Consider the following 14,382-nt stretch of genomic DNA (forward strand, 5'->3'; position numbering starts at 1 on the left):
GGTCCGTCGGGGACTGGACCATGATCAGCGCGGCACCGGCACGGTGGCCAGGATGGATTCGATCACGGAGTCGGCGGTGACGCCCTCCAGCTCCGCCTCGGCCCGCAGCGCGACCCGGTGCCGCAGGGTGGCGAAGGCCAGTGCCTTGACGTCGTCCGGCGAGACGTAGTCCCGGCCGGACAGCCAGGCCCACGCCCGGGCCGTGTTCAGGATCGCGGTCGCGCCACGCGGCGACACCCCGAGCTGCAGCGACGGCGACTGCCGGGTGGCCCGGACGACGTCGACGATGTAGGCCTGCACCTGGGGCTGCACCAGCACCGCCTGGGTCTCCCGGCGCGCCTGCCAGAGGTCCTCGCTGCTCGCCACTGGGCTCAGCCCGGCGGCCTCGAGATCACGCGGATCGAACCCGTGGGCGTGCCGGTTCAGGATCTCGATCTCGGCATCGCGCTGCGGCAGGTCGATCTTGATCTTCATCAGGAACCGGTCCAGCTGGGCCTCCGGCAGCGGGTACGTGCCCTCGTACTCGACCGGGTTCTGGGTCGCGGCGACGATGAACGGATCGGGCAGCGGACGGGGAGTGCCGTCCACGCTGACCTGGCGTTCCTCCATCGCCTCCAGCAGCGCCGACTGGGTCTTCGGCGGGGTGCGGTTGATCTCGTCGGCCAGCAGCAGGTTGGTGAAGACGGGTCCCTGGCGGAAGGTGAACTCCGAGGTCCGCGAGTCATAGATCACCGACCCGGTGATGTCGCCCGGCATCAGGTCCGGGGTGAACTGGACCCGCTTGGTGTCCAGCCGCATCGCCTGGCTGAACGCTCGCACCATCAGCGTCTTGGCCGTGCCCGGCACGCCCTCGAGCAGGATGTGGCCGCGGCAGATCAACGCGATGATCAACGACGTCACCGCCGACTCCTGGCCGACCACCGCCTTGCCGACCTCGTCCCGCAGCGCCGACAGGGCGGACCGGGCCGGGGACGGCGGGTTCGGTCGCGGGGCCGGGGAACCGTACGACTGCGGCGGCGGTCCGGGCTGATGCATCGGCGGGCCCTGCGGCGGCCGGCCCATCGGGGCATCCGGGTAGGTCCGCTGCTGGTTCGGGTCATGACTCACGGCTGTCGTGCCTCCTGCTCGAGCTGATCAAGGTTCTCCGCCAGGTCCAGAAGTTGATCATCGTCGGTCGGCACCGGCCCGAACAGGACCTGGTGCACCTGCCGGCTGTCCCGGCCGGTCCGCTCGGCGAGGGCGGCGGCCAGGGCCATCGGGTCGTTGCCGTGGCCGTAGCGCCGGCTCAGTCGCCGGACCACGCCGTCGCGGAGAGCGGCTGCGGCCCGGTCCCGGGCACTGAGCCGGAAGTAGAGCCGGCCGTGGCCCTCGACGGTCTCCGACGCCCGGACCCGGACCGGCAGCCGCTCCTGGATGATCGGGCCGAGCCGCCGGCCGCGCCAGAGGCCGACGATGATCACCGCGACCACGGCCTGCGCCACCGCCATCGTCCACCAGCCCGGCAGCACCGTCGGTCGCGTGGGTTCGCCGCCGCCCGTGGAGTCGCTGTCCGGCGTGGTCTCGAGCAGCCAGATCAACCGGTCCCGCGACCCGAACAGGCTGGTCACCAGAGCAGCGTTGCCCGCCAGCGCGATCTCGTCATTGGTCCACCCGCCGCCCAGCAGCTCGATCTCGGGCCCCGCCGCGGTGGCCGCGCGGAGGTAGCCGAAGCCGCCGTCACCGGGATAGCACCCGGCCAGCAAGGCTCCGTTGGGCCGGTACACCTCACCCCCTCGGAACTGGGTGTCCCCGGCCCGCAACGCCGCCGGGTCGTCGCACTGCGGCGTCATCGGGATCTCGGCGGAGCCCCCGCCCAGGACGTTCTCGGCCGCGGCACCGAACCGCTCCAGGACCGACTCGGGCGCCAGCAGGATGATCCGGGCGTCCGGGATCGCCAACAGCCGGCGCGCCTGAGCGGCGGTCAGCCGGTCCGGGAAGGCGACCACCACGGTCGCGCCCGCCCCGTCGCGGACCGCGTCGTCGACCCGGCGGGTCGGCCGGACGTCGACCCCCTCCTGCCGGAGCACCGCCGCGCCGGCACCGGCGCCGTCGGGCCGGGCCGAGCGCGGGTCGTTCGGCCCGTTGCTGCCGGTCATCGAGCCGAACGCGGTGATCGTCAACGCGATGATCAGGGTGACCAGCAGGATCGCGGCCACCCACCGGGTGGCCGGATGGCGCCAGAACGACGACCAGCGCGACCGCGGCCGGGTCGGCGCGTCCGGCGGGGGTCCTTGTCCCGCGGGCGGTTCGGGCTTGTCGGCCGGCGGCCCGGTCGGACCGGCGCCGGGTCCCGGCGGAGCGGCGAAGATCGTCATCGCGGCTCCTCCGCCGGCTCCGGCTGATCGCCGGACAGGTCGGCCCGCTCGGCCGCCGCGGTGACCTGCCGGTCCAGCTCCACCAGTTGCCGGTACGTCGACCCGTCGGCGGCCCGGTCGCCGTACATCACCGCGGAGAACACCTCCGCGCCCGCCCGCAACACCGACGCCTGCTCCGGCAACGCCCGGCCGGCCAGAGTCGAGGCCTCGAAGGCGGTCCGGGCCGGCCGCGGATCGAGGATGGTGACGATCTCGAGCTCCTTGACCACCGCCCGGAAGCGATCCCGGACCGCGGCCCGCCAGTCGCCCGCGGCGGCGAACCGCTCCGCCGCGGTGCGGTAGTCCGCGGGGGCGAGGTCGGCGTCGAGCTCGACGTCGGCGTCCCGGATCCGTGATCGCCGCCAGCGCGGCAGCCCGACCTTCCAGACCAGCAACCCGATGCCGATCACGATCACCGCGACCATGATCACGAAGCCGATGTTGATGCCGCCGCCGGCGGCGCCGGCCGGGCTGCCGAGGCCGAGGACGAACCGGACGATCTCGATCAGCAGGTCCTGCAGCCGGTTCATCAGGTCCTGCAGCCAGGGCGGCAGCTCGCCCTCGTACTTGGTCTTGGCCAGCTCCTCCAGCACCCGGCGGCGGGCCTCCTCCCGGCCCAGCTCGACCGGCACGTCCAGCGGGATCATGATCGCGGTCCCGGCGGTGCGACCGGCGGCGGCATGGGCGGCATCGGCGGCCGGGGCGGAGGCATCGGGGCGAGGAAGACCACCGGCGGAGCCGACGGCTGCGGGATCGGTACGCAGTCGAAGCGCATCGCCAGATCGAGCCCCTCCCGGCGCATCCGAAGATCAAGATAGAGCAGCGTCTGCACGGCGGCGATGAACGCGAGCAGGGCCGACATCGCCACCACCGAAGCGAATCCGAACACCCCGATGTAGGTCCAGGGGTTGGACAGCACCAGCAGCGGATCGGCCCCGAGCGCGGTGGCGTACAACAACACCACCAGCAGTGAACCGATCCCGACCAGGGTGACCACGGTGACCGAGATCGCCATCCCGCCGGCCATGATCAACGCGGCCCGGGGCAGGTTGCGCAGCCCGATCAGCTTGAACGACCGCTCGAACGCGGTGATGATCGTGGTCCGTCGCTGCGGGGTGCCGATCCAGGCCGGCGCGTGCGCGTTCTCCGTGGCGTAGGCGGGAACGGTCAGCGAGATGTAGCTGTAGGCAGCCGCCAGCAGCAGATAGCCGACCAGCGACACGATGATCGTGATCACCGCCGCCAGTTGCTCGTCGGCGCCGAGCAGCGCCCCGAGCAGCGCGAAGTAGTACAGCACCGAGACGACCGACTGCAGGATCGATCCGGCCACCCACTGCAACACCGACAACCCGACCATCGGCCAGAACAGCCGCAGCGACCGGCGCAGCGACAGCACGGTCGGCGGCGCGAAGCCGGGCCCGAGCACCGTCTGCAGCGTGACCCCGGACAGGATCGCGGTCATCCAGACCAGGCACATGGTGAGCAACAGCAGCCCGAGCAGCCCGTACAGCACGACCACCAGGATCTGGGCCCAGTCCGCGGTGGACTCGCCCAGCAGGAACCAGATCCCGATCCCGCCCAGCAGATACGCGCCCGCGCCACCGGCGATCGCCAGCGGCAGGCCGATCATCATCCGGGCGTTCCGCCGGACCACCAGGAACGCGGCGTCCAGCACCTCGGTGATCGTCAACGGCCGCAGTGGGATCAGCGCCGCCCGCGAGGCGTCCAGGACCGCGGGCCGGCGCGGCCGCAGCCACGGTGCGGGGACCGTGGTCGGGGGCCCGCCTCCGGGATTGAACGTCGCAGCCATCGGCGACAGTCTGTCATCCCGGGGGCACACAGTCGGGTGGTCGACGCGCGCCCGGCCGGGAGCGGGTTCGGTGGTGGCCGAAGTTCGCCGCGGTCCGTTGCGCCTGGTTGATCCCGTTTTCCCGGTTCCGCCCACTAGGATGAACTCGCCCCAGCGAGTCTCAGAGAGGTTTTGGGTGTCAGACGGAACGAAAAACGGGAGCGGCAAGGTTCGGGTGCTGGTCGTCGACGACGACGCGTCCCTGGCCGAGATGCTCACCATTGTGCTGCGGACCGAAGGCTTCGAGCCGATCTGGTGTTCCCACGGCGACCAGGCCTATTCCGCCTACCTCGAGTCCAAACCGGACCTGATCCTGCTCGACCTGATGCTGCCCGGCCGGGACGGGGTCGCGATCTGTCGGCAGATCCGGGCCGAGTCCGGCGTGCCGATCGTCATGCTGACCGCGAAGTCGGACACGATCGACGTCGTCGCGGGCCTGGAGGCGGGGGCCGACGACTACGTCGCCAAGCCGTTCAAGGCCAAGGAACTGGTGGCCCGGGTGAAGACCCGGCTGCGCCGGCAGTTGGAGGACAACGAGTCCGAGACGCTGGCCATCGGCGACCTGACGATCAAGGTCGACGGGCACTCGGTGCAGCGCGACGGGCTGCCGATCCAGCTCACCCCGCTGGAGTTCGATCTGCTGCTGGCGCTGGCCCGCAAGCCGTGGCAGGTGTTCAGCCGCGAGGTGTTGCTGGAGCAGGTCTGGGGCTACCGGCACGCCGCCGACACCCGACTGGTCAACGTGCACGTGCAGCGACTGCGGTCCAAGATCGAAAGGGACCCGGAACGCCCGGAGATCGTCGTCACCGTACGCGGTATCGGCTACAAGGCGGGCGAAGTGAAGCAGCCCCGGTGATGATGGGGATGGGCTAGCTCGTTCATGTCCTTACCGAGTGGGATCACCGAGGGTGAACCGTGGTGGAAGCTGCCACTGAACTGGTGGTCGCGGTCGTTGCCGCTGCGGGTGATCTCGTCGGTCTTCGTCGCGTCGCTGATCGTGGTGATCCTGGGCGGGTTCCTGATCATGCGGCAGGCCAGCAGCGGCGTGATCGACACCAAGAAGGAGTCGGTGCAGTCGGAGGCGCAGGCGGCGCTGTCGGCGGCCCAGGAGACGCTGAACAACGCCACGGTGTCCAACAGCGCCAGCGCGAACGAGTTGTTCCAGACGCTGGCGGTCAACCTTGCCGGTCGCGGCGGCTCCGACCGCTACTCGGTGATCGCCTTCGTCAACCGGCAGACCGTGCGGACCGGCGAGATCGACGTCAGCAGCGTCCCGCAGGCACTGCGTGACCAGGTCACCGATCCGGCCTCGGAGGGTCAGTACTTCATCACCCCGGCCGGGATGCGGACCACCACCGAACAAACGCCCCGGCCGGCGTTCGCGGTCGGCACGATGCTGCAGCTGCCCGGGAGCGGTGGGTACGAGACGTACCTGATCTTCCCGTTGGCCCAGGAGCAGGAGACCCTGGACGTCCTCGGCACGGCGGTGATCAGCACCAGCGCGCTGCTGGTGTTGCTGTTGACGATCATCGCCGCCCTGGTCAGCCGCCAGGTGGTCGCTCCGGTCCGGGCCGCGCGGCGGGCGGCGGAGAGCCTCGCCCTGGGCAACCTGGACAACCGGATGCGGGTCCGCGGCCAGGACGACCTGGCCCGGCTGGCGGCCTCGATGAACTACATGGCGAGCGAGCTGCAGAAGCAGATCACCCAGCTGGAAGAGCTGTCCGCGGTGCAGCAGCGGTTCGTCTCCGACGTCTCGCACGAGCTGCGAACCCCGCTCACGACGGTGCGGATGGCGGCCGAGGTGCTGTACGAGGCGCGGGAGGACTTCGACCCGGTCTCGGCCCGGTCGGCCGAGCTGTTGCAGGTCGAGGTGGACCGGTTCGAGGCGCTGCTCACCGACCTGCTGGAGATCTCCCGGTTCGACGCCGGGGTCGCCGTGCTGAGCCTGGACCGGGTGGACCTGGTCGACGTCGTCGAACGGGTGGTGGCGACCCACGAACGCTTCGCCGAGGAGGCCGGCGCCGTGGTCACCGTGCACTCACCCGGCCCGTGCGTCGCCGAGGTCGACGCCCGGCGGATCGAGCGGGTGGTCCGCAATCTGCTCACCAACGCCATCGAGCACAGCGAGGGCCGGCCGATCGACGTCTGGCTGGACCGGGACGAGGATGCGGTGGCGATCGCGGTCCGCGATCACGGGGTCGGCTTCGAGGCCAGCCAGGCCAAGCTGGTGTTCCACCGGTTCTGGCGGGCCGATCCGGCCCGGACCCGGACCATCGGCGGCACCGGCCTCGGGCTGTCCATCGCGATGGAGGACGCCCGGCTGCACGGCGGTTGGCTGACGGCCTGGGGCCGGCCCGGGATGGGCGCCCAGTTCCGGCTCACCCTGCCCCGGGAACGCGGCGGCATCCTGGAGCAGTCGCCGCTGCCGCTCGTGCCGCGGGACCTGGTCGGACCCTCGGTGTCCCGGGTGGACGGGATCGAGTTCGCCCAGCCGCTGATCGCGCCGGTGACGCCGCCGGTGGCGATCTCGGCGGTCTCGCCGACCGCGGCCGGCTCGCCGCCGTCCGCCGCCGAGCCGGTGCCGGCGGAGCCCGTACCGGAGCTGCTCGACCTCGGCGACCACTCACGAAGGGGTGAGGAATGATCGGGCGCACCCGAGCGGGCCGGCGGCCGGCGGCCCTGCTGGCCGCGCTGCTGGTGATCGTGCTGACCGGGCTGGTCGGCTGCACCGAACTGCCGACCAGCGGACCGGTCGACCCGGTGCAGAGCGGCACCCCGAGCTGCCGCGGCTGTCTCAACGTCGACCCGGCCGACCCGCGGCCGGGGGACGATCCCAAGACGATCGTCGACGGCTTCCTGCAGGCGATGGCCAGCTATGAGCCGACGTACGCGACCGCCCGCAAATACCTCACCACCGAAGCCGCCGACCGCTGGGACCCCGAACGCGGCACCATGATCTACAGCGGCCAGCTGGCCTCCACCAGCCCGACCTCGATCGTGCTCGACGGCCGGCTGGTCGGCGTCCTCGGGCCGGACCGGATCTTCACCGTCCGCGACCAGCGGCTGCGGGAGCCGTTCGTGCTGACCAAGCAGGCGAACGAATGGCGGATCAAGGAGCCGCCGAACGGACTGATGGTGCCCAAGCGGACGTTCGACACGTTCTACGACAGCTACAACATCTACTTCCTGGGGCGGGACGGGACGCTGGTCCCGGACGCGATCTATCTGCCCGAACAGTCCAACGTCGCCTCGGCCCTGATGCTGGCGTTGCTGGCCGGGCCGTCGACCTTCCTGCGCCCGGTGGTCACGACAGCGCTGCCGTCGGCCACCACTCTGAGCGTCCAGTCGGTGACGGTCGACGGCGGCGTCGCGGATGTCGATCTGAGCGACGCGATCAACAACCTGACCGACCAGCAACGAATACAGATGGCGGCCCAGGTCGCCAACACGCTGAAGCTCGCCCAGGGTGGGATCCAGGCCATCAAGTTCCTGGTCAACGGCGAGATCTACCACGTGCCCGGGGCCGACCCCAGCAACGGCACCCTTTCGGTCAACGACGAGCGGATCCGCGACTTCGCGGCGATCCCGCCGCGGGCCAGTGACCAGATCTTCGCCGCCACCGACCGCGGGGCTCGGATGATCAACGACCCGGCCGCCCGCCGGGAGATGGTCGAGGTGAGCGGCGACTTCGGCGAACGCCGCGGCGTCGAGCACGTCGCCGCGTCGTTGAACGGTCGTGATCTTGCCGTGGTGACCAACGGTGGATCGGTGTTGCGCCGGCAGCCCGACGGCGGCGAGCCGACGGTGTTGATCAAGGACGCCGAGGATCTCCTGCGGCCGCAGTATTCCCGCCAGGGCGAGCTGTGGGAGGTCGGGGAGAAGGGCGGCGAACAGCACATCTGGGTGCACAGCGGCAATCGGCTGATCGAGGCGCAGGCGCCCTCGCTGCGCGACGTCCGGATCGTCGCCTTCCGGCTGTCGCCGGACGGGACCCGGCTCGCCCTGATCCGGGAAGGGGTCGGTGGCAATCGCGAGCTCGGCCTGGCCCGGATCAACCGGGTCGAGGGCCGGGTGATCATCGACGGCTGGCGCCGGCTGGACACCGCGGCCAATCAGGGTGAATCCATCACCCAGTTCCGTGATGTCGGCTGGCAGGACGAATCCCGGCTGGTGGTGATCGGCTCCGCCGGTCCGCAGACGCCGGTCGGCGTCTTCCAGGTGGCCCAGGACGCCTCCACGATCGAGCGGCTGGGCGAGCTGACCGACTCCGACGTGATCGAGGTGGCCACCTCGTCGGCGCACAACCACGTCGCGACCGTGACCCGTTCCGGCGAGGCCTACTGGCTCGACGCCAGCCGGTGGGAACGGATCGCCGACGGCCTCGACTCCCTCAGCTACCCCGGCTGAGCCGACTTGTCAGAACTGAGTTGTGCCCCGACACAACTCAGTTCTGACAAGTCGGTGGGGAGTTTGCTGAAGTGGCAACTTTGTTTGTCTTTCCTGTGGGTACGTTGCACGGTGGGACCATCGACGAGCGATGGGAGGACACGGTGTCCGGACAGACCACAGGATCCCCGGCAGGCCAGGGATTCGACTACGACGTGATCGTGATCGGCGGCGGCGCGGCGGGGTTGAGCGGCGCGGTCGCGCTGGCCCGGTTCCGGCGCTCCGTGGCGGTGATCGACTCCGGCGAGCCCCGTAACGCCCCGGCCGAGGGGGTCCACAATCTGCTCGGCCGGGAGAACGTCTCGCCGGCCGACCTGCTGGCGACCGGGCGGGCCGAGCTGGCCGGCTATGGCGGCGCCGTGATCACCGGGGTCGTTGCGACGGCCGAGCATGATCAACAACTCGGCGGCTTCGAGGTCGGACTGACCGACGGGCGCCGGTTCCGGGCTCGGCGGCTGCTGCTCGCCTCCGGGGTGGTGGACACGCTGCCCGACCTGCCGGGGGTGGCCGAGCTGTGGGGCCGGGCGGTGCTGCACTGCCCGTACTGCCACGGCTGGGAGTTCCGGGATCAAGCGATCGGGATCCTGGCCACCGGCCCGATGGCGACGCACCAGGCCCTGATGTTTCGGCAGCTGTCGGACGACGTGCTGCTGTTCCGGCACACCGCCGCGCTCGACGATGATCAACTCGAACAGCTGGCCGCCCGCGGGATCACGGTGATCGACGGCGAGGTGACCGCGCTGGAACGGGACCCGTCCGGCGAGCTGGCCGGCGTCCGGCTGGCCGGCGGCACGGTCGTGCCCCGGCAGGCGATCGTGGTCGCGCCGACCATGGAGGCCCGGGCCGGATTCCTCACCACCCTGGGCCTGCAGCCCGAGCCGGTCGAGGTCAACGGGGTGCGGATCGGCAGCAAGATCGCCGCCGACGGCAACGGGGCGACCGCCGTGCCGGGCGTCTGGGCCGCCGGCAACCTGACCAACCCGATGGCCCACGTGATGATCTCCGCCGCCGCCGGCCTGACCGCCGGGGCGGTGATCAACGGCGACCTGATCACCGAGGAAACCGCCGCCGCGGTAGCCGCCGCCCGCGCCCGGGCTCAGCCCCAGCCCCTCGACCCGGTCGGCTGATCGTCCGTCGGTCGCGAGATCGTCGAGTGTGACGGTAACGACGCCTGCGGGCCGATTTCGCGTCGATAACGTCCCACTCGACGTCGCACAGCCGACAGCCGGCCGGGGGTCGGCCGGCTGATCAGGACTTGCGGTTGCGGCGGGTGCTGGCGCGCAGGTGGGCCCGTTCGCCCTGGCTGCCGAAAAGGGAGAGGATCTCCACCCCGTCGGGGCCGGCACTGCCGAACCAGTGCCCGACCCGGGTGTCGAACTCGGCCGCCTCGCCCGGCCCGAGTTCGAGCTCGTTGTCGCCGAGGATCAGCCGGAGCCGCCCGTTGAGTACGTACAGCCATTCGTAGCCCTCGTGCCGTTGCGGCTCGGCCTTCCCCGAGCGATGCGGAATGATCATCTTGTACGCCTGCAGCCCGCCGGCCTTCCTGGTCAACGGGATCATGGTCGTCCCGTTCCGGCTGACCGGGCGCAGTCGGATCCGTGGATCGCCGGTGTCCGGCGCGCCGACCAGGTCGTCGATCGCGACCGCGTACTCCCGGGCCAGCGGCAGCAGCAGTTCCAGGGTCGGCCGGCGCTGCCCCGACTCCAGCCGGGACAGCGTGCTGACCGAGATGCCGGTGGCGTCGGACACGTCCTGCAGCGTGGCCGACCGGTCCTGGCGCAGCCGCTTCAGCCGCGGCCCGACATCGGTCAGGACCTGCTCGTACTCGTCGGTCATCGCGTCCTCTCGCGGCGGGCGGGCCGTCGTCCTCGGTGCTCGGCCAACGTTATCCACAGATCGGCGACCACCGGCTGGCCCGGACGGGGCTGATCGGCGACAGTGGGCCGGTGGGGGACAGCGGGACCGCGGATGATGATCATCGCCTGAGTTGGCCGGCGGCGGTCGGCGACCTGCTGCTCGGCGCCCGCTGCCTGGCCTGCCTGCGGCCGTGGTGGGGTCTGTGCCCGCGCTGCCGGGGCGCGCTGCGGGCTCGGACCGCCCGGCTGACCAGCCCGACCCCGTGCCCGGACGGGTTTCCGATCACCGCGACGGCGGGCGACTACGACCTGCCGATGCGCCGGTTGATCGTGGCTCACAAGGAGCGGCAGGCGCTCGCCCTGGCTCCGGTCCTGGGCGAGCTGCTCGCGGTCGCCTGCTGGCACCTGCTCCGGTCCCGGGACGACGGTCTGCCGGCCGGGAGCCTGACGCTGGTTCCGGTGCCGTCGGCCCGGGCCGCGGTGCGCGGACGCGGTTACGACGCGACGACGACGCTGGCCCGCCGGGCCGCGGCGCGGCTCCGGCCGGCGGTCGCGGTCCGGGTCCGCCGGCTGCTCCGGCACGGCCGCTCCGTTCATGATCAGGCCGGGCTCGATGCCGCGGCGCGGCGGCGGAACCTCGCCGATAGCCTTCGGGTACGAGACGTCGCGTCGACCCGGGCGACGGCCGCGACCGCCGGCCCTGGGCCGGTGATCATCGTCGACGACCTGGTCACCACCGGCGCCACCCTGGCCGAGGCCGACCGGGCGCTCACCGCGGCCGGGATCACGGTCCTGGGTGCGGCCACGATCGCGGCGACCCGTAAACTACACGCCAATTGATCAGATGAATCTGGCCACGGAGGGAAAAGCATGACGATGGGGTCCGAGCAGGAGGCACCGAGCCGGGGCGAGTTCGCCGGGCTGCGGGCGATCGTCACCGGTGGCGGCAGCGGGATCGGGCTGGCCACCGCGAGTCTGCTGGCCGAGCGCGGCGCGGCGGTCGCGGTGCTCGACCTGCGCCCCGGCGAATTGCCGGCCGGCCTGGCCGGGTTCGCGGTCGACGTCGCCGACGACGCCTCGGTCACCGCCGGGGTCGAGGCCGCGGCAAAGCGGCTCGGCGGGATCGACATCGTGGTCAACAACGCCGGCATCGGCGCCCAGGGCACGGTCGAGGACAACGACCTGGACGAGTGGCGCCGGGTGTTCGAGATCAACGTGTTCGGCATCGTCCGGGTCACCCGGGCCGCGCTGCCGTACCTGCGCCGGTCCACGTCGCCGGCCGTGGTCAACACCTGCTCGATCGCGGCGACGGCCGGGATCCAGCAGCGCGCGCTCTACTCGGCCAGCAAGGGCGCGGTGCTGTCGCTGACCCAGGCGATGGCCGCCGACCACATCGCCGAGGGCATCCGGGTCAACTGCGTCACGCCGGGCACCGCCGACACCCCGTGGGTCGGCCGGCTGCTCGACTCGGCGCCGGACCCGGCCGCCGAACGAGCCGCCCTGAACGCCCGCCAGCCGCACGGCCGGCTGGTCGCGGCGGCCGAGGTCGCGGCCGGGATCGCCTACCTGGCCTCGCCCAGCTCCGGGTCGAACACCGGCACGGTGCTGCCGGTGGACGGCGGGATGCAGAACCTCCGGCTCCGGCCGCGGAACCCGCAGTGACCGACGTCGGCTCCGCGGCGGGGATTCCGCGGTCCGTCGACCCCGCCGTCACCACGCCGTTCGGCCCGGCCGTCCTGGGCGGCGCCGGCTACGCCAACCTCTACGCCGCCGTGTCGGAGGACGAGGCCCGGGCCGGGCTGAGCCGGGCCTGGGAGCTCGGCCTGCGGGCGTACGACACCGCTCCGCACTACGGGGCCGGCCTGTCCGAGGAACGGCTGGGCAGGTTCCTGTCGCGACAGCCGCGGGACGAGTTCGTGCTCTGCACCAAGGTCGGGCGGCTGCTGTTCGACGACGCCTCCGCGGATCCCGACGCGGCGGGCTTCGCCGGTGCCCGGCGGCGCAACCGGCGGCTCGACTACTCCGCCGACGGCGTGCGCCGGAGCCTGACCGAGTCGCTCGAACGGCTCGGGTTGGACCGGGTCGACCTGGCCCTGATCCACGATCCGGAGGACCACCTGCCGCAGGCCCTCGGCGAGGCGGCCCCGGCGCTGGCCGAGCTCAAGGCCGAGGGGGTCATCCGGGGTTGGGGGGTCGGCACCAACTTCGCCGCGACCGCGGAGCGGTTCGTCGCCGAGACCGAGCTTGATCATCTGATGATTGCCGGCCGCTACACGCTGCTCGATCGCCGCGCCGACCGACTGCTGACCGCCGCCGCCGACCGCGGGGTCGCCGTCCTGACCGCCGGGATCCTGAACAGCAACATCCTGGTCGACCCGGCGCCGGGAGCCCGGTTCAACTACGTCCCGGCATCCGAATCGCTGCTGGCGACGGCCCGCCGAATGGCCGATATTTGCCAGCGGTACGGCGTCTCCTTACGGGCCGCCGCACTGCAGTTCGGGCTCCGCGATCCGCGGGTCAGCGCGGTCGTCCTGGGCGCCGGACTGCCCGACCTGATCGCCGACTCGATCGACCAGCTCCGGGTCCCGATCGACGAGGCGTGCTGGTCGGAACTGGAACGACTGGTGCCCGACCCGGCTGATCTGCCCGACTGAACGTCGGGAATGATCTTGGCCACCCGCAGACCACGAGAGTTGAGGATGATCATGGAATTACAGCGACGCGGCCCGGCCGGCGAGGAGATCCCGGTCGTGGTGGACGAGGGGCGGGCCTTCGACCTCCGCCCGCTGACCGGCGACATCGACGGCGCCTTCCTGGCCGGTGACGGGATCGCCGGCGCACGGTCCGCGCTGGCCGCGGGCGAGCTGACCGAGCTGGACGTGTCCGGCCTGCGTCACGGCGCGCCGGTCGCGCGGCCGGGGGCCGTCGTCTGCATCGGCCAGAACTATGCGGCGCACGCCGCCGAGTCCGGCTCGCCGCCGCCGCCCGAGCCGATCATCTTCTTCAAGCACCCGAACACCGTGATCGGCGCCTACGACGAGGTGCACCTGCCGCCGGGGAGCGCGAAGACCGACTGGGAGGTCGAGCTCGCGGTGATCATCGGCCGGCAGGCCCGCTACCTGGCTTCGCCGGCGGACGCGCTGTCGTACATCGCCGGCTACGCGGTGAGCAACGACGTCTCCGAGCGCACCTATCAGTCCGAGGTGTCCGGCGGCCAGTGGTCGAAGGGCAAGTGCTGCGAGACCTTCAACCCGCTCGGCCCGTCGCTGATCCCGGCCGATCAGGTCGACCCGACCAACCTCCGGCTGCAGTCCTGGGTGAACGACGAGCCGCGGCAGGACTCGACCACCGGCGACATGATCTTCTCGGTGGCCCAGTTGATCTACGAGCTGAGCCAGTTCCTGGTGCTGGATCCGGGCGACGTGATCAACACCGGCACCCCGCAGGGCGTGGCGTTGTCCGGCCGGTTCCCGTTCCTCGGCGTCGGCGACGAGATGCGGCTGGTGATCGAGGGGCTGGGCGAGCAGCGGCAGCAGATCATCGCCGCGCCCGGCGTCCCGGCCGCCGCGGGTGCCGCCAACATCGCGCGCTGAGCCGACGGAGCGGCTGCCGGTCCCGGTGACCGGCAGTCGACGCCGCGGCAACGAGCGGTCGACACTGAGACGGCCGTGAGATTCTCTACCGGCCCATAGAAATCGCGGCTGCATCCGACTACCGTCAACCTATGGTGCTCCAGCCCACGAAAAGACCACGGTTCCGGGGGTCGACTGCGGGTGAGGCAGGCAGCGCCGTACGGCCCAATCAGGGCCCGGGTCCAATCCGTCGGCGGCGGCTGCGG

13 protein-coding genes are annotated in these 14,382 nt (G+C 71.6%); 8 read left to right on the forward strand and 5 right to left on the reverse strand.

Annotation, left to right across the window (positions count from 1 at the left end):
• Positions 1-24 precede the first annotated feature (24 nt).
• The 4 genes from FNH24_RS23535 to FNH24_RS23550 are packed head-to-tail and all read right to left on the reverse strand — an operon-like array spanning position 25 to position 4,203.
• On the reverse strand, positions 25-1,107 hold the full coding sequence (locus FNH24_RS23535) for an AAA family ATPase (RefSeq protein WP_246187033.1): 1,083 nt from the start codon (positions 1,105-1,107) through the stop codon (positions 25-27).
• Positions 1,104-2,354 (reverse strand): DUF4350 domain-containing protein, encoded by a 1,251-nt coding sequence (locus tag FNH24_RS23540; protein WP_152364682.1) that lies wholly within the window; start codon positions 2,352-2,354, stop codon positions 1,104-1,106. The genes FNH24_RS23535 and FNH24_RS23540 overlap by 4 nt, the downstream gene beginning before the upstream one ends.
• Positions 2,351-3,040, reverse strand: coding sequence for a DUF4129 domain-containing protein (locus FNH24_RS23545; RefSeq protein WP_152364683.1), 690 nt, complete (start codon positions 3,038-3,040; stop codon positions 2,351-2,353). Before FNH24_RS23545 ends, FNH24_RS23540 begins: the two co-directional genes overlap by 4 nt.
• Positions 3,037-4,203 (reverse strand): hypothetical protein, encoded by a 1,167-nt coding sequence (locus FNH24_RS23550; RefSeq protein WP_152364684.1) that lies wholly within the window; start codon positions 4,201-4,203, stop codon positions 3,037-3,039. Before FNH24_RS23550 ends, FNH24_RS23545 begins: the two co-directional genes overlap by 4 nt.
• Before the next feature lie 175 nt (positions 4,204-4,378).
• On the opposite strand from FNH24_RS23550, the gene mtrA reads away from it, so the two are divergent.
• The 4 genes from mtrA (at position 4,379) to FNH24_RS23570 (ending at position 9,815) form a co-directional block, all read left to right on the forward strand.
• Positions 4,379-5,098, forward strand: a complete 720-nt coding sequence (gene mtrA, locus FNH24_RS23555) for an MtrAB system response regulator MtrA (RefSeq protein WP_281351072.1) — start codon at positions 4,379-4,381, stop codon at positions 5,096-5,098.
• 24 nt (positions 5,099-5,122) lie between these two features.
• Positions 5,123-6,886: an MtrAB system histidine kinase MtrB gene (mtrB, locus tag FNH24_RS23560; protein WP_152364686.1), complete on the forward strand. Its 1,764-nt coding sequence runs from the start codon at positions 5,123-5,125 to the stop codon at positions 6,884-6,886.
• Positions 6,883-8,649: an LpqB family beta-propeller domain-containing protein gene (locus FNH24_RS23565; protein WP_152364687.1), complete on the forward strand. Its 1,767-nt coding sequence runs from the start codon at positions 6,883-6,885 to the stop codon at positions 8,647-8,649. Before mtrB ends, FNH24_RS23565 begins: the two co-directional genes overlap by 4 nt.
• Positions 8,650-8,792: 143 nt before the next feature.
• Positions 8,793-9,815, forward strand: a complete 1,023-nt coding sequence (locus FNH24_RS23570) for an NAD(P)/FAD-dependent oxidoreductase (RefSeq protein ID WP_152364688.1) — start codon at positions 8,793-8,795, stop codon at positions 9,813-9,815.
• A 121-nt stretch (positions 9,816-9,936) separates the two neighbouring features.
• Here the strand turns inward: FNH24_RS23570 and FNH24_RS23575 are convergent, their stop codons facing one another.
• A complete protein-coding gene (locus tag FNH24_RS23575) occupies positions 9,937-10,524 on the reverse strand; it encodes a helix-turn-helix domain-containing protein (RefSeq protein ID WP_152364689.1) in 588 nt (195 codons plus the stop codon).
• 110 nt (positions 10,525-10,634) lie between these two features.
• On the opposite strand from FNH24_RS23575, the gene FNH24_RS23580 reads away from it, so the two are divergent.
• Genes FNH24_RS23580 through FNH24_RS23595 form a run of 4 tightly spaced genes read left to right on the forward strand, consistent with a single transcriptional unit; the run spans position 10,635 to position 14,137 of the window.
• Positions 10,635-11,384 (forward strand): ComF family protein, encoded by a 750-nt coding sequence (locus FNH24_RS23580; RefSeq protein WP_152364690.1) that lies wholly within the window; start codon positions 10,635-10,637, stop codon positions 11,382-11,384.
• Between the two features lie 30 nt (positions 11,385-11,414).
• Complete coding sequence (locus tag FNH24_RS23585) at positions 11,415-12,206, forward strand: SDR family NAD(P)-dependent oxidoreductase (protein ID WP_246187034.1); 792 nt, start codon at positions 11,415-11,417, stop codon at positions 12,204-12,206.
• Positions 12,203-13,198: an aldo/keto reductase gene (locus FNH24_RS23590; RefSeq protein ID WP_217428456.1), complete on the forward strand. Its 996-nt coding sequence runs from the start codon at positions 12,203-12,205 to the stop codon at positions 13,196-13,198. The genes FNH24_RS23585 and FNH24_RS23590 overlap by 4 nt, the downstream gene beginning before the upstream one ends.
• 51 nt (positions 13,199-13,249) lie before the next feature.
• Positions 13,250-14,137 carry a fumarylacetoacetate hydrolase family protein gene (locus FNH24_RS23595; protein ID WP_152364691.1) on the forward strand — a complete coding sequence of 296 codons (888 nt, stop codon included), beginning with the start codon at positions 13,250-13,252 and terminating at the stop codon, positions 14,135-14,137.
• The last annotated feature ends 245 nt before the right edge of the window (positions 14,138-14,382 follow it).

It is taken from the genome of Microlunatus speluncae, from assembly GCF_009299835.1.
Taxonomy (GTDB): Bacteria; Actinomycetota; Actinomycetes; order Propionibacteriales; family Propionibacteriaceae; genus Microlunatus; species Microlunatus speluncae.